The organism is Variovorax sp. CF079 (genome assembly GCF_900101545.1).
Taxonomy (GTDB): domain Bacteria; phylum Pseudomonadota; class Gammaproteobacteria; order Burkholderiales; family Burkholderiaceae_C; genus Variovorax.
Window position 1 is genome coordinate 51,141 of the sequence record NZ_FMZU01000004.1, and the last position, 17,356, is coordinate 68,496.

Consider the following 17,356-nt stretch of genomic DNA (forward strand, 5'->3'; position numbering starts at 1 on the left):
ACGCCCGACGGGCTGGCCGAGTCGCCTCTGTAACGAGACGTCACCAGCCTGCGCCGCCGCCCAGCAGGGCGCGCCTGGCCAGCAGAAAGGTCGCCGCATTCCAGCTCTGCCCGGCCATCCCCATCGGCGCCAGCGTGCGGCCGTGGAACCACTCGGTGAAACGCCAGTCGCCGAGCTCGTTCACGCGCGCCAGTCGAGCGAGCTCCTGCCAAGCCATTGAGTGCAGGCCCACCCGGGCGAGCGCCATCACCCAGAAGCCGCCGACGAAGGGCCAGATGCCGCCGTTGTGGTACTGGTGCACCATGTTCTGCTGATGGCGCGCCATATACGGCCGCCACAGCGCATGCTGACGCGACAGCGGATGCAGCACCACACGCACAGGGTAGGGATCGCAGGCACGCGCCGCGCTGATGGTCTTGACGATGCGGCGTGCCATGGAGGAATCGGCCAGCCCGCTCTGTATGGCCAGCACGTTGCCGAACACATCCCCCTCGTCGCCGACGACCGAGAGATTGACGAAGCTGAGGTACAGGCCCGGGTCGCGCCGGCCGCGGCGCGCATAGTGCCGCAGCAGTCGGGCGCGATGGTACTCGGGCAGGTTGCGCTGGAACGGATTGAACAGGTGGTTGAAGTGGTACTGCGTCGCCTCGGCCTCGTCCACTGCGTAGCGACGCTTGACCTCGTACCAAAGCGCGTTGGTGTACAGCACGTAACCCGAGCGCGGCATGATGTCGGCCCAGTCGCTGGCCTCGTTCTGTTGCAGCAGCCGAAAGTGCTGGTGTTCCTGCGCCAGCAGCCAGCCGAGCGCGCGGCCTGCCTCGCGGCCCCAGTGCGAGCGACCGACGCGGCCATGGCGGCGCACATGATCCACCGCGATCAGCCACCACAAGGTGGCGTCGATGCAGCCCAGGTACCAGAAGTCGGCATCGCGGCCTTCCGGGTCGACGTATTTGGGGATCTGCCCATTGGCCGCCTGCTGTGCCGCGAGCGCGTCGAGGCTGGCCACCGCTCCCTGCTCCAGCGCCGGCACACCACTGCCGCACATCGCCATCACGCAGATCGCGGCGTCGCGCCCGAAGATGCGCGTGTAGCGCCGCGCCTCGGCCGCCTCGGTACGGCTCGCGGCCAGGATGCCGTGCGGTGTCAGGTTGCGTTGCAGAAGTTCGAGTGAAGCCTGGGAGCAGGTGTCGATCAGCGCGAGCGTGGGGGCGTCTAGGTTCTTCATGGGGGCGTAGGGGGCGGTGGGGCGCCGCTTGGCAGCGGAAGCTGCCGTTGACTTTGAACGAATCCCCTCCCGTTTCTGGCGAAGATCGCGACGCGGCAGCAGTCAGTCGATCCAGGGACCACCAAGCATTGCTTGGATATACGCCGCGACCTTCACCAGGTCCTCGTCAGACATCGGGATCGGGGGTGCGTCGACAAGGTGCTCGGCGACCAGGTGCAGCTTTGCCGATGCGTTGGGCTGCTCCTGGAGCAGAACCGCGATCGCCGCGGTTTGGGCGACAGCTCGCAACTCGAGCGAACGCAGTCGCGCGTTGACTTCTTCCATTTCCATTTTGTCCCTCCTCCCCGGGGTCCAAGTTGAGGAATCTGGATTCTGCTTCGAAAAAGGGCGGGCACGTCAACGGGTCCGCATCCGGTACTGCCTCAGCCCGCCCCATCCGCTGCGACAGAGCTTTCGCATGCAATGGCTGCGGACGCGCGTTCTTGAAGGGCAAGTTCAGAGTCCCGAATCCGCCGGAGGACAGACCTTAGCTCGTTCTCCTCCACATGGGTCAGCTCAAGCGCCAGGCTCCCGAACTCAGCTTGGTAGCAGGGCAACATCAACGCCGCTGTGAGCGCGTGGACGTCATTGCTGCGTGCAATGTACTCATTGCACGCAGCAATGCTTCGATAGATTTCGAGCGCCCGTGCTACTCGGCCGGAAGCTTGCTTGCTTGTCTTACTGGTCATCGCCGGCTCCTTGTGGCGCGCCTCGGATGGCGCCGCAAGACAACTCTATTCACTCGGGAGCGCAGCGCGGAGTAACAAGATCGTCGTGAATCTGACCGCTGCACCCGTGGCGTGCGATGGCGATGAGGACTCCTGAATTGGCGCATCGCCCCATGCACGGCCTATCCATGCTCGTGGGACTTTGACGCCTTCTGCTCCGGGACAGTCACGGCGATCGTTTCGCTGGCAAGGATCTTGTGACTCGGATCGGCAAGTTCGATCAGCATCTTGTGCACGCCAGGCTTCAAACCCACCACGATGATGGGATCGCCGCTCGTGTGGGCCCAGGTGCCGGGCCGATCGTCGACTGTCACGTGAAGGTGGCCGACACGGGGCGATACCTCGGCGGCGCTCTTGCCGAAGACCGGGATGATCCGCAGGTTCTCGGTCCGTTGCTGAACGATAACGACGCCCCGAGCCAGAGGCTCGGCCAACGGCGGATACACAACGAGTTTTGGCGGCGGTTCCGATTCGAGCGGAATGACAGCCGCGGGACGGCCGATATCCGTGGCAGTTTGCGTGGCGGTTTGGGCCCAGGCTGCGACGCAGAAAACAGCGGCGGCAGCGGCGACGGCAAGGTGTCTGAAAGCAGATGGCATGGCGTTTTCTTTCGCAGAGGGTTGGTTGACGACGGCCGAATTTTCAGTGGGGAACTGAGCCTCCGGAGCGCAGAACGTATGCCTCTGTATCGGCACGAGAAATCAACACAGTACGTTTCATCTTGGGTTTGCGCGCCGCCCACGCGCCATGCGCCGCACGCCGGCAGTCGTTCTGTACGCGACTGTGTCTGACAGGCCCGAGAACAAATGCAAATCGACGGCCGCTCGACACATCGCAGATGCGAGCGCCGTCTCCAATGCACTCTTCAACTTTTTGAAAGCCAGCCATGAAGACCTATTTCGCCATCGCATCGCCAGTGCGGCGCTTGTCAGCCTGTTCGTGTTCTCGTCCCCTGCCTACGCCCACATGCCGCAGGCGCAGCCGCCGGGAATCGCGCGCACCGATCTCCAGCGGCACGATCTCACCGCGCCGGGACGCGAGGTCGTCCAGGTGCGCGTCGATTTCGCCCCCGGGGTGGTGGCCCCCAAGCACAGCCATCCGGGCGAAGAGATCGCCTATGCCATCGAAGGCTTGCTGGAGTGCCAGCTCGAGGGCAAGCCGCCGGTGACGCTCAAGGCCGTGACGTCCTGTTCATCCCGGCCGGAGCGAACCACACGGTGACGAACGTCGGCAGCGGCAACGCGGCGGAGCTCGCCACGTATATCGTCGAAAAAGGGAAGCCGCTCGTCGTGCTGGAGAAGTGAGAGACCAGCTTCGGGCCCCTTGTTGTCCGTCGACCTCCGCATCTGAACTTTCGCTCCGCAGTGCGAAACCGGCCGTTACCGGCAAGATGCTGGGCTTCGACAGTCGGGCCAAGCAGACCTTCGACCCTGAGGCGCGAACCTACTGCCCTACGACCGACCAGCCCGCTTGTTGGTTCGTCTTGTCGTTTTCGTACTCCCACCGCGTGCCGCAGGCGTCACAACGGTAGCTGGTGATGGTGACCGTGTGACCGCCGCTATCGCCATCGCTGCGCTCCGCCTTGCGACTGGACATCTGAACGAGTTCGGCATGCCCGGGCGCGCGGCGCCAGTTGCGCTGGATTGCGGCGCACGAGGCGCAGAGCACCAGCTTCTTCAGTTCGTCTCGTCGGTTGGATGCGTTCGTCATACGGCTTCTGCCTTCTCTCTATCGGGTCGACCATTCAATCTGCCCATGCTAGCAACATGACAGATTCCACTGGCCAGTCCGTCAGGGGCTCTCCCTTCGCATTTGCCCATGCGGCGCCGAGGACTTAGCACGCGTCCGAAAAGTGCGACGCAAAAAGATGAGGTGACCCTCCGAACAGTGCTTGAAAGACGCTCTCCGAGGTGCTCGGCGACTAAATTCCGTCTCAGAATTCGGACGCAAGTTCTTGAGCGGCCTGCAGGTGCTTTTTCTCGTAAGCCCGGACTTCGACCTGGCCGAATATTGAGACGTGGTGGCTCAATGGCGCTCCTAGGATGGGGCCATCGCATCAATCGACGTTACACGGTGATCACGCGTTCCGTGCGCCAGTCGCCCCGTTTCGGGGCACAGATTGATGAACCGAGGAAACCATGTCAGCCACTCTCGAACTCGACTCCACCCGCCAGGAGTTTCCCGTCACCAAGCGGATGCTCTACCTGGACTCCGCGCACCAGACGCCGATGGCGACTTGCGTCCGCCAGGCGCTCGCGGAATTTCTCGCCGAAGGCAACGAAATGGCCGGGCCGAAGCCGGTATGGATGCGCCGCGTGGAGCGCGCTCGTGAGGACGTTGCTGCGCTGCTCAACGCGTCGCCCGGCGAGATCGCCTTCACCAAGAACACGTCTGAAGGACTGAACATCGCCGCCAATGCCGTTCCGCTCGCGAGCGGGGACACGGTCCTCATGCTCGAAGGCGACCATCCGAACAACGCCTATGCCTGGCTCAACCTCAAGCGCAAGGGCGTAAAGGTACGCTTCGTGAAGGTGGCAGACGATGAAATCGCGACGGCGGAAACCTTCGAGCGCTTCATCGACGCCACGACCAAGGTGATCTCGCTGTCTCACGTGACCTTCCATGCTGGCCAGCGGCACGATATCGCCAGCATCGGCCGCCTGTGCGCACAAAAGGGCATCTACCTGGTTGTCGACGTGATGCAGTCGGTCGGCGTGGTTCCGGTCGACGTCAAGAAACTGGGCGTTTCTGTGCTCGCCGCCGGCTGCCACAAGGGTTTGCTGGTACCCCAGGGCCTGGGCATCCTCTACGTGAAGGCCGGCCTCGATGAGCTTCAACCGGCGTACCTGGCAATGAGCAGCCTGGCGAATCCCCCCGAAGACTACATAGCGCGGCCTGACGATCTTGCACCGCGCAAGGATGCGGGTCGCTTCGAGTTCGGCAACTACAACCTTCCGGATCTGCATGCCCTGTCGAGCTCGATCGGTCTCATTCAGAAGACCGGCGTCGAGCGAATCGAAGAGCATGTGCTCGCGCTCGGTGATCGGCTGATCGCCCAACTCGAAAAGCTCGACGTGCGCCTCGTTGGACCGCGCGCTCGTGCCAGCCGTGCGCACATCTACGTGATGGATCTGCCGGTTGCCGAGTGGCACGACTATTTCACGCAGAACCAGGTTCGCGTGTCGCCCGAGCGAGGCGGTGTTCGCATCTCCTTCGGCATGTTCAACACCGCCGAGGACGTTGACCAGGTTGTGTCGCTGATCGAGCAGCGCTTGAACCGAACCAGTCATCCGACCGCTGCGATACAGGTCGACTGAGCGCCATCCATTTCCATTGCCCGCAGGAGAATCTTTCATGAACTTGAAGTCGTCCTTTCTCACCATCGCAGCGGCGTGTCTGTTGGCTGCGAGCATGCCCACCTTCGCCCAGGCGGGCGGCGATACGCTGCAGAAGATCAAGGAAACCGGAGCGATCACGCTCGGCTACCGCGAGTCGTCCGTGCCGTTCTCATTCCTGGACAGCCAGCAGAAACCCGTTGGCATCTCGATGGACCTGTGCGCGGCCATCGTGGACAAGGTGAAGCAGCAGCTGAACCTGCCCAAGCTTGAAGTCAAGTACGTGGCGGTCAACTCGTCGAATCGCATCCCGCTGGTCGTGAACGGCACTGTCGACGTCGAGTGCGGTGGCACCGCGAACAATGCGGCGCGGCAGAAGCAGGTCGGCTTTTCCGTTGCTACCTTCGTCAGCCAGCCGCTTTGGCTGGTGCGCGTGGACTCCGGCGTGAAGAAGCCCACGGACCTCAAGGGCAAGACCGTCGTGGTCACGCAGGGCTCCAACGCCGTTGGCTTCGTGCGCAAGTTCAACGAAGAGCAGAAGATGGAGCTGGTGACGATCGCGGCCAAGGATCACGGCGAATCGATGCTCACGCTCGACAGCAACCGTGCTGTAGCCTGGCTCGAAGACGACATACTGCTGGCGGGCGAGAAGGCCAACTCGCGCAACTCGGCATCGTTTGCCCTCGTGCCGGGCGGCTTCGACAACATCTACTACGGCTTGATGCTGCGCAAGGACGATCCAGCGTTCAAAGCCCTGGTCGACGGCGTGCTCGGCAACCTCATGAAGAGCGGCGAGTACGACAAGCTCTACAAGAAGTGGTTCGAGTCGCCGATTCCGCCGCGCAACGTGAGTCTTTCCTTTCCGATGACGGAAAAGCTGAAGGAGCGAGTCAAGGCGCCCAGCGACAGGATCGACTGAAGAACCATCTGCAACTGACCGGAGCTCGGCGTGTTCGAAGTCCTTTTCGAAACAGTCCAGGACGGAGAGGAGCTGTATCTCACCTGGCTGCTCAATGGTTTGGCTTGGACGGTGGCTCTGGCGCTGGCAGGCTGGTGTTTTGCCTTCGTCTTGGGGGTGCTGGTCGGATGCTGTCGGACATCCTCCAACCGGGGCATAGCGCTGGCCGCGCGGCTCTATGTGGAGGTTTTCCGCAATATTCCAATCATCGTCCAGATGTTCCTTTGGTATTTCGTACTGCCGGAACTGCTACCAGCCGATCTCGGCAGTGCGATGAAGAAGATGGCGCCCCCCTGGGGTGCGTTCGTTCCGGCCCTCATCGCGCTCTCGCTCTACACCGGAGCGCGCGTGGCCGAGCAAGTCAAAGCGGGCATCGAGGCGTTGCCCTACGGCCAGCGTTCAGCAGCCAGGGCACTTGGCATGAGCGAGCTGAGGGTGTATCGCACCATCCTGCTTCCGCAGGCGCTGCGAATCATCATGCCTACGCTGACCAGCGAGGTGATGGGCATCTTCAAGAACACGTCCGTAGCACTAACCATCGGGTTTCTCGAACTCACCGCGCAAGCCCGACAGATCAACGAGTTCACCTTCAAGACGTTCCAAGCCTTTGGCGCGGCAACCCTTCTCTATCTGCTGCTCGCTCTCTTCGTCTACGCAATCATGCATGGCTTGGAACGGCGCCTTCGCACGCCTGGCTCGGAACTCACGATCGCGCGGCGCCGCTTCTTCTTGCTGAGGAAGGAGGCCGCAAAGCCATGAATCACATCGATTTCTCCGTGATTGCGCAGGCCTACCCGTTCCTGCTCAAAGGATTGGTGTTCTCGCTGGAGCTTACCGCGGTCGGCTTCGTCGGAGGGTTGGTACTCGGTATCGGCTTGGCTCTTGTGCGGCACCTTGAAGTTCCGGTGGCATCGCAACTGGCAAGCGCGTACATCACGCTGATTCGCTCAGTGCCGCTGATCATGGTGCTCTTCTGGTTCTTCTTCCTCATGCCGCTCGTGCTGATGTGGATGACAGGAGCTTCAAGGCCGGTGCAGATCGGACCTGTGTGGACGGCCTTCGTGACCTTCACATTGTTCGAGGCCGCCTACTACGCCGAGATCATCCGCGCCGGGTTCAAGTCGATAGCAAAGGGGCAGTATGGCGCTTGCAGAGCGTTGGGAATGTCCACCTGGCAGACTTATCGGCTGATCATCCTCCCGCAGGTCCTGCGGGTTGTCAGTCCGATCCTGCTCACGCAGACGATCATCCTGTTTCAGGACACGTCGCTGGTCTACGTGCTTTCCGTGACCGATCTCTTGGGTGCAGCGTCGAAGATCGCCCAACGTGATGGGCGCCTCGTCGAGATGTACCTGGCGGTCGCCGTGATTTACATGGTGCTTTGCTCGATCACGTCGCAACTCGTTGCCGTACTGAAGAATCGCTATGCAGTTCCAGGACGGCGCTAGAGTCCCAATAATCCGGTCATGAGCACATCGACCAGGAAGGCCAGGAAAACTTCGACAGCCGTCGCAGGAACGCCCGTCGAACGACTGTTCGCGGTCCTCAACCTGGCGGCCAAGATGGGCATGATCTCCGCAGCCGATGTCGTCTACCTCCTCGATCTGCCCAGGCCTACGGCTCACCGGATGATCGCCTCGCTGGAGGAACTGCAGTTTCTTCAGAAGATGCCGGCCAAGGGCAAGTACGCCGTCGCGCCCAAGCTGGTCGGATTGGCGACCTCGATCCTGAGCTCCACGATTGTCTACGCGCCCATCCAGGCGCTGTTGACCGCCGTTGCACAAAAGACCGGAGAGACCTGTGGGCTGGCACTGATGTCCTTCGGCGAGGTCGAGTACATCGCAAGCGTCATGGGCCAGTCGCCGCTCACGCTGCAGTTCCAGGCTGGGCAAAAGGCGCCGCTGCACTGCACGTCCAGCGGTCAGGTCTTTCTTGCAGCGTTGCCGCCGGATGAACTCGCAAAGTTCATGGCCTCCGGCCCCTGGGAGCCGCTGACGCCCAAGACCGTCACCGAACCGAAGGGGCTTCTCGAGCGCCTCCGAAAGGTGAAGAACCAAGGTTATGCGGCCAATGAGTCCGAGTACATCGTGGGCGTCGTCGGTGCCGCAGTACCCATACAGGGCACAGATGGCCAGGTCGTGGCGGCGCTCACGATTTCTGCGCCGAAGAGCAGACGCACGCTCGAGGAAGTCGTCGCGATGGTACCTACGTTGACGACGTACGCAGATCGGATCAGGCGGGCGATCCAACCTAGATAGGATCTCAGCGGTCTCGGCACCACCGGCCCGAATCCGGACACACACTGGCCCGTGCGCCGTTCAGCCAGACTTGCTCTTCATCCAATTGCAACGAGGTCGAAGGATCGATGTCGAAGTCGATCCGAAGTGCGCGCGCGACATCGGCATTCTCGATAGGAAGTTCCCAGGTCAGGAATACCTGGGTGCAATCCTGGTCGGGCGCGAAGTCGGCCACATGGAAGCCGCCGCTGCGGCGCTTGATGACGGCGTGCGGCTGGCCCGTATCGAATATCACAGCCATACCCCTGGCAAGCGGGATTCGATGACCTGTGGCGGGGAAATGCAAGTCCAGACCTCGGTCCTCGCTCAGGAAGAGATTGCAGAAGGCCGCACCGCCATAGTGTTCGCCGTCATGATGGTACTTGGCGCCGCGGCAGGCCATGAGGGCTACGTCACAGGAGGCAAGCACCTCAGGCAGGCCGAGCGTGCGCGTCCAATCGGACACTGCCTTCACGCAGTGCCTGTAGTCCGGCCAGCGCGCACGCGCTCGCGCCAGAGGCAATGCCTCGACGTCTCCGGGTTCCAGGCCCAAGCGCAACGATGTCTCCCTTTCCCAATCTGCCATCAGCCTTGCAGGGGGCGCAGGCACGTCGACCGTGCCAGACAGCACCACATCACTCATGCTTCGACTGCGGATGGCATCGCCACTCCAGAAATAGGAAGCAAGAAGGTCTTGCACGCGATGCGGTTGAGGGGGGTGGCTCATCCGACCAGTGTAGTAACCGGCGATGGATCACCCATCGCAAGCAGCCGTGCTGCGGTTGGCGCTGTTGTGGCAGGATGCGGCCAGAACCAGGCGATCGAACTCGCCGACTGCAACTCAACTTCCCGGCCTCTCCCATGCCCACGTTTCCGGACGACATCTACACCGAGCCTTCCGACCTGGATGGAAGAACCCTCTCCAACCTCGGTCCGCTGCGCAGGATGGCGGGCCTGTGGCAGGGCGAGAAGGGCGTGGACGTCAAGCCCAAGGCGCAGGGACCGAAGACGCAGGTCTATGTAGAGCACTACGAATTGCAGCCGATCGATCCCCAGACCAACGGCCCGCAAGTGTTGTATGGCCTGCGCTATCACACCTACATCCACAAGCCGGGCCTGACCAAGATGTATCACGATCAGGTCGGCTACTGGTTGTGGGAACCTGCCACCGGCACCGTCATGCACACACTGGCGATTCCTCGAGGCCAGGTAGCGATGGCGAGCGGCCAAGTGAAGGCGGACGCAGACCGCTTTGAACTCGTCGCCACGCGCGGGAGCCTCGTGAACGGCATCGTGTCCAACGCGTTCATCGAGCATGCTTTCACCACGCTGGAGTGGCGTATCGAGGTCGCGTTCAATGCCGATGGCACCTGGTCGTACAACCAAGATACCGTCATGCAGATCCAAGGGCTGGCCGAACCCTTTCATCACACCGACCGCAACACGCTCACGAAGATCGGTGAGCCGGCTCCCAATCCGTTGGCAATGCAGGATTGAGCGTCGGCGCCAGGATCGGTGGCGAATAGTCAGAATGCACCAAGCCCATTGCCCGTCGCTGCATTTCCCCCGGCTTGCCCTGATGGCGCTCGCGGTCGCTCTGCTGGGCGGCTGCGCTTCCGCGCCAGCTACAGCGCCATCGCAGCCATCAACAGCGCTCCCGACGCCCATGCCCGCGGCCGTGGACGACGCAGAGCTCCGCAAGCGGTTCGCACAGTGGGTCGCGGACTTCCGCGCGACTGCGCGCGCAGGAGGCATCGGCGAGGCCACGCTGCGCAGCGCATTCGACAATGTCCAGTACCTGCCGCGCGTCATCGAACTGGATCGTGTGCAGCCCGAACTCACGCGCACGGTCTGGGACTATCTTGAGAGAACCGTGACCGCCCAACGTGTTGCGGCGGGCCAGGACAAGCTCCTGCAGGTTCGCAACGAAGCCGAAGCGGCGGCCTCGCGCTACGGCGTCCCGCCCAGCATCGTGGTCGCCATCTGGGGCATGGAGAGCAACTACGGCAGCAATTACGGCAGTACCCCGACCATCGACGCGCTGGCGACGCTGGGCTTCGAGGGGCGTCGCGCGGACTGGGCGCGCGCTGAGTTGCTCGCGGCGCTGAAGATCGTCGACAACGGCGACATCGATCGCGAACACCTGGTCGGCTCCTGGGCTGGTGCCATGGGCCAGACCCAGTTCCTGCCGTCGAACTTCCTGGCCTACGCGGTGGATGCCGATGGCGATGGTCGGCGTGACATCTGGGGCAGCATGGCGGACGTGATGGCCTCGACCGCGAACTTCCTGTCGCGCGCGGGCTGGCAGGCGGACAAGCCTTGGGGCGCCGAGGTCCGGTTGCCGACTGGCTTCGACTACGGTCGGGCCGACACAGCCGTGCGCCAGTCCACGGCTCAATGGGCCGGCGAGGGGCTGCGAAGCGCGGACGGTCAGCCACTGCCGGAGTTTGCGGACGGCACGATCCTGCTGCCCGCAGGCGCCCGCGGGCCGGCTTTCCTGGTCGGATCGAACTTCCGAGCCATCTTGCGCTACAACAACTCGACCAGCTATGCGCTCGCGGTCGGCCTTCTTGCGCAACGCCTGACTGGCGGCCCCGACGTGCAGTCCCCTTGGCCGCGGGATCTGGCCGCTCTCACGCGCAGCCAACTGATCGAGCTCCAGACCGCGCTCAATCAGCGTGGCTTTGCCAGCGGAGCGCCCGACGGCGTGATGGGCCCCGCCACCCGTGACGGCCTGCGCCGCTATCAACGCAGTGTCGGCTTGCCCGCGGACGGCTATCCAAGCGCAGAGTTGCTTCAGCGCCTGCAACAGCGCTAGCCGAGGTCTGCGAGCATCGTGCCGCGGCAATTGGGAGACCCGCAACGGCAGGGATAGTCCGAGGCCGGCGGGCCGTCGTCCGCTGTCAGGCAATAGTCGATGAACAGTTCGTCCCCCGCGTTCACGGGAGCGATCGTCTGGAACTTCAGCAACAACTGGCCTGCGTCGTCGTACTCCTCGTCCGCCTCGCAGTTCGGGTCGCAGGCGTGATTCAGGTGGCGAGTGCCATTGCCTCCCTTGGCGCCATCGATGGTTTCCCGATTGGACAAGGTAAACAGGTAAGTGAGCTGGCCATCCCGGACCTTGGCGGCGATCTCCTGCTGTGAGTAGCGCCGGCCTTCGTAGATACCCAGCAATGCGAAAGCGGGCAACGCGCGCGTCGCGAAGGCGCCGAGGCCGTGGACTTCGCTGGGCCCCACCCTGAGGCAGGGCGTAGAGGAATGGTGTTTGCGAAGCTTTGCCATGTGAGTCGGATTTGTAGACGGAGCCCGAACTTGCCGAAGGCTGTATCGGGTAGTCGAACAGGTTCTTTCTGAAGTCGCTCCAGATCGGCGGTTTCATCCGAACAGCTGGGCCGCGGTGCCATTTTTGAATACTTTCTTATTGTTTCTTGCGCACGCAAGGACTAAGCTGGCACCCGTCGGATGAAGATCAAAAAAAGGAGGAACGATGACCAGCGTTCCATCGGCGCGCGCCTTGCGCGGCCTTGCTTATGCGTCCCTGGTGTTCCTGGCTTGGTGCGGCGGTGACGACGGAGGCGGCGGCAGAGCGCAGGGCGCCAACGCGGCGCTCGCGGACGTGTCCGCATCGAGCAACAGGCCGGCGCCGGGCGGAGAGCCTGCGATCCTGACCAGTCCGCCCCCCGGCACCAAGTTCGCCAGCCGCAGCGCGACCTTCGTCTGGACCAACACCGGCGCCAACCAGTACGGCTTCGCGATCCAGTCGACCTCCTCGGCGACACCGGTGGTCGACACCGTGACCAGCGCGACCACGCTGACGGTGACAAACCTGCCCACGGACGGCGCGGGACTCGTGGTCCGGCTGCGCTCCCGATTCAAGGGAAAGTGGCTGCCATCCAACGAGTACAGCTTCACGGCAGCCGGGTACACCGCGGCGCAGTCCACCGCTGCCGTCAAGCCCTGGTCCGATCCGATCGCGCTGCCGCTCGTGCCCGCCTCGGCCGCCAACCTGCCGGACGGCAAGCTGCTGCTGTGGGCCGCCCGCTCGCCCACCAGCTTCAGCACGAGCAGCAACGAGGCCTACACCTACACCTCGGTGTTCGACCCCGCCACGCGATCGTCGAGCCCCCTGACGGTCACGGCCACGGGCCACCAGATGTTCTGCCCCGGCCTCAGCATGCTGGCCGACGGCAGCGTGCTGGTCACCGGCGGCAGCGATGCGGTGAAGACCTCGATCTACGACCCGGCGCTGGGCGGCTGGGTGACGGGTGCGCAACTCGGGATCGCACGTGCCTACCAGTCCAGCACCACGATGTCCGACGGCTCCGTATTCACGGTCGGCGGTTCATGGAACGGCGGACTGGGCGGCAAGTATGGCGAGGTGTGGTCGGCCAGCACCAGCACCTGGCGCACGCTGTCCGGCGTACCGGCCAACATGCCGGACGCGAGCAATGTCTCCAACCCGCCGCTGGCCGGCCCGGACGCGGCCGGCGTCTACCGAGGCGACAACCACATGTGGCTGTTCGGCGCCGCCGGCGGCTGGGTGTTCCACGCCGGTCCCGCCGCCGCGATGCACTGGATCGACACGCGCGGTAGCGGTGCCATCCTGCAGGCCGGCCCGCGCAGCGACGACCCCTACGCCATGACCGCCAGCGCCGTGATGTACGACATCGGCAAGATCCTCAAGCTCGGCGGCGCGCCGAACCACGACAGCGGCAACGCCTTCAAGACCGCCTACATCATCGACATCAATGCGGGCGCGCCGAACCCACCCACGGTGCGCAAGGTCTCGCCCATGGCCTATGGCCGCACCTTCGTCAACAGCGTGGTGCTGCCCAACGGCGAGGTGCTTGTGATCGGCGGCCAGACGCAGCCCGTGACCTTCTCCGACTCCTTCAGCGTGCTGGCTACCGAGCTGTGGAGCCCGGTGCTCGAGAGCTTCATCACCCTGCCGCCGATGCAGAGACCGCGCAACTACCACAGCGTGGCATTGCTGCTGCTGGACGGACGCGTGCTGGCGGGCGGCGGCGGGCTGTGCGCTTGCCCTGCCGACCACCCGGACGCGGAGATCTACACGCCACCCTACCTGCTGGCGCCCGACGGAACGCCCGCACCCCGCCCGGCCATCACGGCCGCGCCGGCCACCGCCACATGGGGCAGCCAGATCGCCGTGGCCACCGACCGCGCGGCGGCCAGCTTTGCATTGGTGCGCATGGCGTCGGCCACTCACTCGGTCAACACCGACCAGCGTCGCATCCCGCTCTCCTTCACGGGCACGGCAGGCAACTACCAGCTGGGCATTCCGGCCGATCGCGGCGTGGTGCTGCCGGGCAACTACATGCTGTTCGCGCTGGACGGCAGCGGCGTGCCCAGCGTGGCGCGCACCATCAACATCCGCTAGTGGCCGGCGCGCTTCGCAAGCTGAGGCTCCCGATGGCGCTGGCGCTCGCAACCGCACTGGCCGCGGGCCTGGCGTGGCGCGGGTGGCGCGAACCCGCCGTGCCGGCCTCGGTGGCGCGCGGCGCGCGCCTGTTCGACGGCACCGAGCCGCTCGCCGGCACGCTGTCCGGCCACAGCGCGCCGCTGCCGGTCGCGGCGACGCGCTGCACCCAGTGCCACGCCGGCCCTGGCAAGTCCACCGCCGCGGCCTCCAATTTCGCGCCGCCGCTGGACCGGCGCCAGCTGCGCGAAGCCCGCCCGCGCCGGGGCGGCCCGCCCGTCGCGTACGAGCAGGCGTCCTTCTGCCGCACGCTGCGCACCGGCGTCGACCCGGCCCACATCGTGTTGCCCCGAGCCATGCCGCGCTTCGATGCCGACGATGGCCAGTGCGCGGCCTTGTGGGACTACCTGACGCAGGGCCTCCCCGAATGAACGCGCATCGCCCCCTCGTCCCATCCCGGGTTGCATCCCCCGGGCGCCGGCGCCTGCTTGCCGCCGGTGCGCTGGCGTGGCTGGGGGTGCCGCCGGCCGCCCGTGCCAACGCCGGCGTCGGCCCGGTGATGCCGGCCGTGGCGGCGCCGGCCTTGCCGCTGCGGCGTCACGACGGCGCCGCGCCGACGCTCGCGGCGCAGCTGCGCGGCGCCCCGACCGCCGTTCAATTGATGTTCACCGGCTGCAGCACGGTCTGCCCGATCCAGGGCGCCTTGTTCTCGGCGCTGCAGGCCGCGTTGCTGGCCGAGCGCGATGCGGCGGCGCGCCTGCTGTCGCTGAGCATCGACCCGCTGGCCGACGACCCCGCCGCCCTGAGCGCCTGGCTGCGGCGCTTCGGCGCCAGGCCCACATGGAGCGCGGCGGCGCCTGCCCCCGAGGCGCTCGACCCGATGCTCTCGCTGTTCAAGGGGGGCGCGGCCGCGGGCGACCGCCATACCGGCCAGGTTTATCTGTTCGATCGCCACGCTCGGCTGGTCTGGCGTACCAGCGAGCTGCCGCCGGCGGCCGAGGTCATGGCCGCGCTACGGCGCGTTGCGTAGCCGCAGCCTCAGGCCTACGGGCGACATCGTGAACGCCAGCCGCTCCTGCACTTCCATGCCGTCGGCGGTTGATACGTCCGCGATCTCGAACGCGCCGAGCAGCATGGCGGCCACCATCTTCATCTCCGACAGCGCGAGGTAGCGGCCGGGACAGGTGCGCGGCCCGGCGCCGAAAGGCATGGCGACCCGCTTGGCTGAGCCCGCGGCCCGGCCCGGGCCATCCCCGGCGAGCCAGCGTTCCGGCCGGAACGCCTCGGGATCGGAGAAATGCGCGGCATTCACGGCCCCGGGGCGCATCAGGCACATTACCGGCGTGCCGGCAGGCACTGCCACACCGTCCACCACGGTATCGCGCACGGCCTCCTGGATGAGGAGCGGGGCGACCGGCTTGAGCCGCATCGTCTCGTGCGCGCAGGCTTCCACGAAATCGAGCTGGCCCAGCTGCTCGTGGGTGGGATGCGATCCCTCGCCGATCACGCTGCGCACTTCCTCGGCGGCCCGTTGCGCGGCCTCGGGATGGCGATGCAGCAGCCAGACCATCCACGCCAGCGTGTTGGCCGTCGTGTCCTCGCCGGCCAGCAGCATGGTCAGCATGTTGCCGGAAACGTCCTCGTCGGTCAGCTCGGAGCCGGGCCGGTCGCGCTCGGCGACCATGGCTTCGATAAGGTTGCGGGGGTGCTCGCGCAGTTCAGGCTCGTCGGCGAGCCGTTGCCTCGCGGCGGCGATGAAGCCGTTCACGGCGCCGTGCACCGCCGCCAGATCCGCTTCCACCGCCCGGTCGCGCCGCGTCAGCCAGCGCGGCAGCGGCGACAGCACGCGCTTGGCCAGCGCGGGCAGCAGCTTGTCCAGGTGCTGCTGGATCACCTCCTCGTCCGACTCCAACGTGTTGATGTCCGTGCCGAAGGCCAGGCCCGCGGTCACGTCGACGGTGTAGCGCATCAGGTCCGCCTGCAGGTCGATCGGCTGTCCGGCCTCCGCGGCCCGGCGCCAGCGGCCCTCGAAGCGCTGCGTGACCTTCACCAGCGTCGGATGGAAGGCCTTGATGTGGGTCGGGTCCAGGCCGCGCAGCACCATGGGCCGGTGCCGCCTCCATTCGTCGCCGTTGATGGTGAACAGGCCATTGAAGCCCAGCGAGCGAGCCGCCGCGTTGAGCTTTGCGCCGCGCTGGAATCCGTCGGGCCGGTCGCGCAGCACCGCGGCGACCGTCCCCGGGTTGGAGATGACGACGAACTCGCGGGAGGCGATGCGGAACCGGTAGATCTCGCCGTACTCGCGCGCCCACTGCTCGACCTTCTGGTGCAGGCGTTCGCGCTCGATCTGGAGGGCATTGCCCAGCAGAGGCAGGCCGCGCGGCCCCGGCAGCTCGCGAATACGCCGCAGAGGTGCATCCGCACGCGGTCCATCGGTGGTGATCGCCATGTCGGTCCCTTCGTGCGCCGGCGCGCTAAAAGCGCGGCATCTTATCTCGACCCACGGGAGGCCACTCAGAAGCCGAACTGGAAGAGCTGGTTGTTCAGCCAGCGCCGCAGCACGTCCACGGGCCGCGGCGCGGGCGCCTGCTGCAGCCGCGCGGCCACGCCACGTTCCATGCGCAGCACCGGCCGATCGGCGCCCTGGGCGCACGCGACGAAGCCCATGCGCTGCATGAAGCGGATCATCCGGCGGTTGGAAGACGGCACCTCGCCGACAAGCCGGTGCAGGCCGGCATCGCGCGCCGCTTCGAGCAGGCGATCGAGCAATTGCTCGGCCAGCCCCTGGCCCTGCCAGAAGTCGGCCACGACAAGCGTCAGCTCCGCGCAGTCGCCGTCCGCGCCGACGTCGTAGCGCGCCTCCCCGATCACCTCCTCGTCGTGGTCCAGCCTCAGCGTGGCGACGAAGCCGGCATGGCGAACGCCGTCCACGTTGACCAGATCCAGCAGCATGGCCGGCGAGCAGGCACCGAAGCCGCGGCCGAAGCGCTCGCAGCGCGACGCGGCCGACAGCCTGGCGATGAAGCCGCCGAAGCGCTTCGCGTCGTCGGAGCGCAGGGAACGGATCTGGGCCGGTACGCCGTTGCGCAGCCGCACGTGCCGAGGCAGTCCCACGGCACGCCGCGTCGCGGCGATGGCTGCGGCCGGGGTGGTGTTCAGCTTGAGCATGGGGCTATTCCGTTGGCTGGTGAAAAGGAGTGCCAAGCTTCTCGCGCCGCGCCCTTCCAGTCCTTAAGTAGTACTGAAGCGTGCTGAAGCCCGCTTCAGGCGGCCGCCGGCCTCCCGAATTCAGAACGCTTAAGGGCCGAATTCATGACGCCGCGGCCGCCTTCGGCGACAGTCTCGGCACGGACCCGGC

20 protein-coding genes are annotated in these 17,356 nt (G+C 65.4%); 11 read left to right on the forward strand and 9 right to left on the reverse strand.

Annotation, left to right across the window (positions count from 1 at the left end; all coding sequences use genetic code 11):
• Positions 1 to 40: 40 nt before the first annotated feature.
• The 4 genes from BLS74_RS06185 to BLS74_RS06200 form a co-directional block, all read right to left on the reverse strand.
• Positions 41 to 1,225, reverse strand: coding sequence for an amylo-alpha-1,6-glucosidase (locus tag BLS74_RS06185; RefSeq protein ID WP_093103797.1), 1,185 nt, complete (start codon positions 1,223 to 1,225; stop codon positions 41 to 43).
• A gap of 102 nt (positions 1,226 to 1,327) precedes the next feature.
• The gene (locus tag BLS74_RS06190) at positions 1,328 to 1,555 is read right to left on the reverse strand and encodes a hypothetical protein (RefSeq protein WP_093103798.1); all 228 of its coding nucleotides are present in this window, start codon (positions 1,553 to 1,555) and stop codon (positions 1,328 to 1,330) included.
• Between the two features lie 92 nt (positions 1,556 to 1,647).
• Positions 1,648 to 1,953 (reverse strand): hypothetical protein, encoded by a 306-nt coding sequence (locus BLS74_RS06195; protein WP_244503778.1) that lies wholly within the window; start codon positions 1,951 to 1,953, stop codon positions 1,648 to 1,650.
• 161 nt (positions 1,954 to 2,114) lie between these two features.
• A complete protein-coding gene (locus tag BLS74_RS06200; protein WP_093103800.1) occupies positions 2,115 to 2,591 on the reverse strand; it encodes a DUF6130 family protein in 477 nt (158 codons plus the stop codon).
• A 148-nt stretch (positions 2,592 to 2,739) separates the two neighbouring features.
• Here BLS74_RS06200 and BLS74_RS06205 point away from each other — a divergent pair, with 148 nt between their 5' ends.
• On the forward strand, positions 2,740 to 3,213 hold the full coding sequence (locus BLS74_RS06205) for a cupin domain-containing protein (protein ID WP_244503779.1): 474 nt from the start codon (positions 2,740 to 2,742) through the stop codon (positions 3,211 to 3,213).
• A gap of 222 nt (positions 3,214 to 3,435) precedes the next feature.
• On the opposite strand, the gene BLS74_RS06210 is transcribed toward BLS74_RS06205, so the two are convergent.
• Positions 3,436 to 3,702, reverse strand: a complete 267-nt coding sequence (locus BLS74_RS06210; protein WP_093103801.1) for a hypothetical protein — start codon at positions 3,700 to 3,702, stop codon at positions 3,436 to 3,438.
• Positions 3,703 to 4,130: 428 nt separating this feature from the next.
• Here BLS74_RS06210 and BLS74_RS06215 point away from each other — a divergent pair, with 428 nt between their 5' ends.
• Genes BLS74_RS06215 through BLS74_RS06235 form a run of 5 tightly spaced genes read left to right on the forward strand, consistent with a single transcriptional unit; the run spans position 4,131 to position 8,543 of the window.
• Positions 4,131 to 5,309: an aminotransferase class V-fold PLP-dependent enzyme gene (locus BLS74_RS06215; protein ID WP_093103803.1), complete on the forward strand. Its 1,179-nt coding sequence runs from the start codon at positions 4,131 to 4,133 to the stop codon at positions 5,307 to 5,309.
• Between the two features lie 37 nt (positions 5,310 to 5,346).
• On the forward strand, positions 5,347 to 6,246 hold the full coding sequence (locus tag BLS74_RS06220; protein ID WP_093103804.1) for a transporter substrate-binding domain-containing protein: 900 nt from the start codon (positions 5,347 to 5,349) through the stop codon (positions 6,244 to 6,246).
• A gap of 30 nt (positions 6,247 to 6,276) precedes the next feature.
• A complete protein-coding gene (locus tag BLS74_RS06225) occupies positions 6,277 to 7,044 on the forward strand; it encodes an amino acid ABC transporter permease (RefSeq protein WP_093103806.1) in 768 nt (255 codons plus the stop codon).
• Positions 7,041 to 7,733: an amino acid ABC transporter permease gene (locus tag BLS74_RS06230; protein ID WP_093103807.1), complete on the forward strand. Its 693-nt coding sequence runs from the start codon at positions 7,041 to 7,043 to the stop codon at positions 7,731 to 7,733. The genes BLS74_RS06225 and BLS74_RS06230 overlap by 4 nt, the downstream gene beginning before the upstream one ends.
• 18 nt (positions 7,734 to 7,751) lie before the next feature.
• Entirely contained in the window at positions 7,752 to 8,543 is a 792-nt protein-coding gene (locus BLS74_RS06235; protein WP_093103809.1) for an IclR family transcriptional regulator, read from the forward strand.
• Positions 8,544 to 8,547: 4 nt separating this feature from the next.
• Here BLS74_RS06235 and BLS74_RS06240 read toward each other — a convergent pair whose 3' ends face one another.
• Entirely contained in the window at positions 8,548 to 9,288 is a 741-nt protein-coding gene (locus BLS74_RS06240; protein ID WP_093103810.1) for a hypothetical protein, read from the reverse strand.
• 134 nt (positions 9,289 to 9,422) lie between these two features.
• Between BLS74_RS06240 and BLS74_RS06245 the strand changes: the two genes are divergently transcribed.
• Positions 9,423 to 10,058: an FABP family protein gene (locus BLS74_RS06245; RefSeq protein WP_093103812.1), complete on the forward strand. Its 636-nt coding sequence runs from the start codon at positions 9,423 to 9,425 to the stop codon at positions 10,056 to 10,058.
• Positions 10,059 to 10,140: 82 nt separating this feature from the next.
• Positions 10,141 to 11,379 (forward strand): lytic murein transglycosylase, encoded by a 1,239-nt coding sequence (locus BLS74_RS06250; protein WP_244503788.1) that lies wholly within the window; start codon positions 10,141 to 10,143, stop codon positions 11,377 to 11,379.
• Here the strand turns inward: BLS74_RS06250 and BLS74_RS06255 are convergent.
• Positions 11,376 to 11,843, reverse strand: coding sequence for an SET domain-containing protein (locus BLS74_RS06255; RefSeq protein ID WP_093103815.1), 468 nt, complete (start codon positions 11,841 to 11,843; stop codon positions 11,376 to 11,378). The genes BLS74_RS06250 and BLS74_RS06255 overlap by 4 nt on opposite strands.
• Positions 11,844 to 12,048: 205 nt before the next feature.
• On the opposite strand from BLS74_RS06255, the gene BLS74_RS06260 reads away from it, so the two are divergent.
• From BLS74_RS06260 to BLS74_RS06270, 3 genes are read left to right on the forward strand one after another with little or no spacing between them, the layout of a single operon-like run.
• Positions 12,049 to 13,959, forward strand: coding sequence for a galactose oxidase early set domain-containing protein (locus tag BLS74_RS06260; RefSeq protein ID WP_093103816.1), 1,911 nt, complete (start codon positions 12,049 to 12,051; stop codon positions 13,957 to 13,959).
• 32 nt (positions 13,960 to 13,991) lie between these two features.
• Positions 13,992 to 14,429: a hypothetical protein gene (locus BLS74_RS06265; RefSeq protein ID WP_244503780.1), complete on the forward strand. Its 438-nt coding sequence runs from the start codon at positions 13,992 to 13,994 to the stop codon at positions 14,427 to 14,429.
• Positions 14,426 to 15,028, forward strand: a complete 603-nt coding sequence (locus BLS74_RS06270; RefSeq protein WP_093103818.1) for an SCO family protein — start codon at positions 14,426 to 14,428, stop codon at positions 15,026 to 15,028. The genes BLS74_RS06265 and BLS74_RS06270 overlap by 4 nt, the downstream gene beginning before the upstream one ends.
• On the opposite strand, the gene BLS74_RS06275 is transcribed toward BLS74_RS06270, so the two are convergent.
• Both BLS74_RS06275 and BLS74_RS06280 read right to left on the reverse strand, forming a co-directional pair.
• A complete protein-coding gene (locus BLS74_RS06275) occupies positions 15,011 to 16,447 on the reverse strand; it encodes a cytochrome P450 (protein ID WP_093103819.1) in 1,437 nt (478 codons plus the stop codon). The genes BLS74_RS06270 and BLS74_RS06275 overlap by 18 nt on opposite strands.
• 65 nt (positions 16,448 to 16,512) lie before the next feature.
• Positions 16,513 to 17,166, reverse strand: coding sequence for a GNAT family N-acetyltransferase (locus BLS74_RS06280; RefSeq protein ID WP_093103821.1), 654 nt, complete (start codon positions 17,164 to 17,166; stop codon positions 16,513 to 16,515).
• Positions 17,167 to 17,356: the final 190 nt, after the last annotated feature.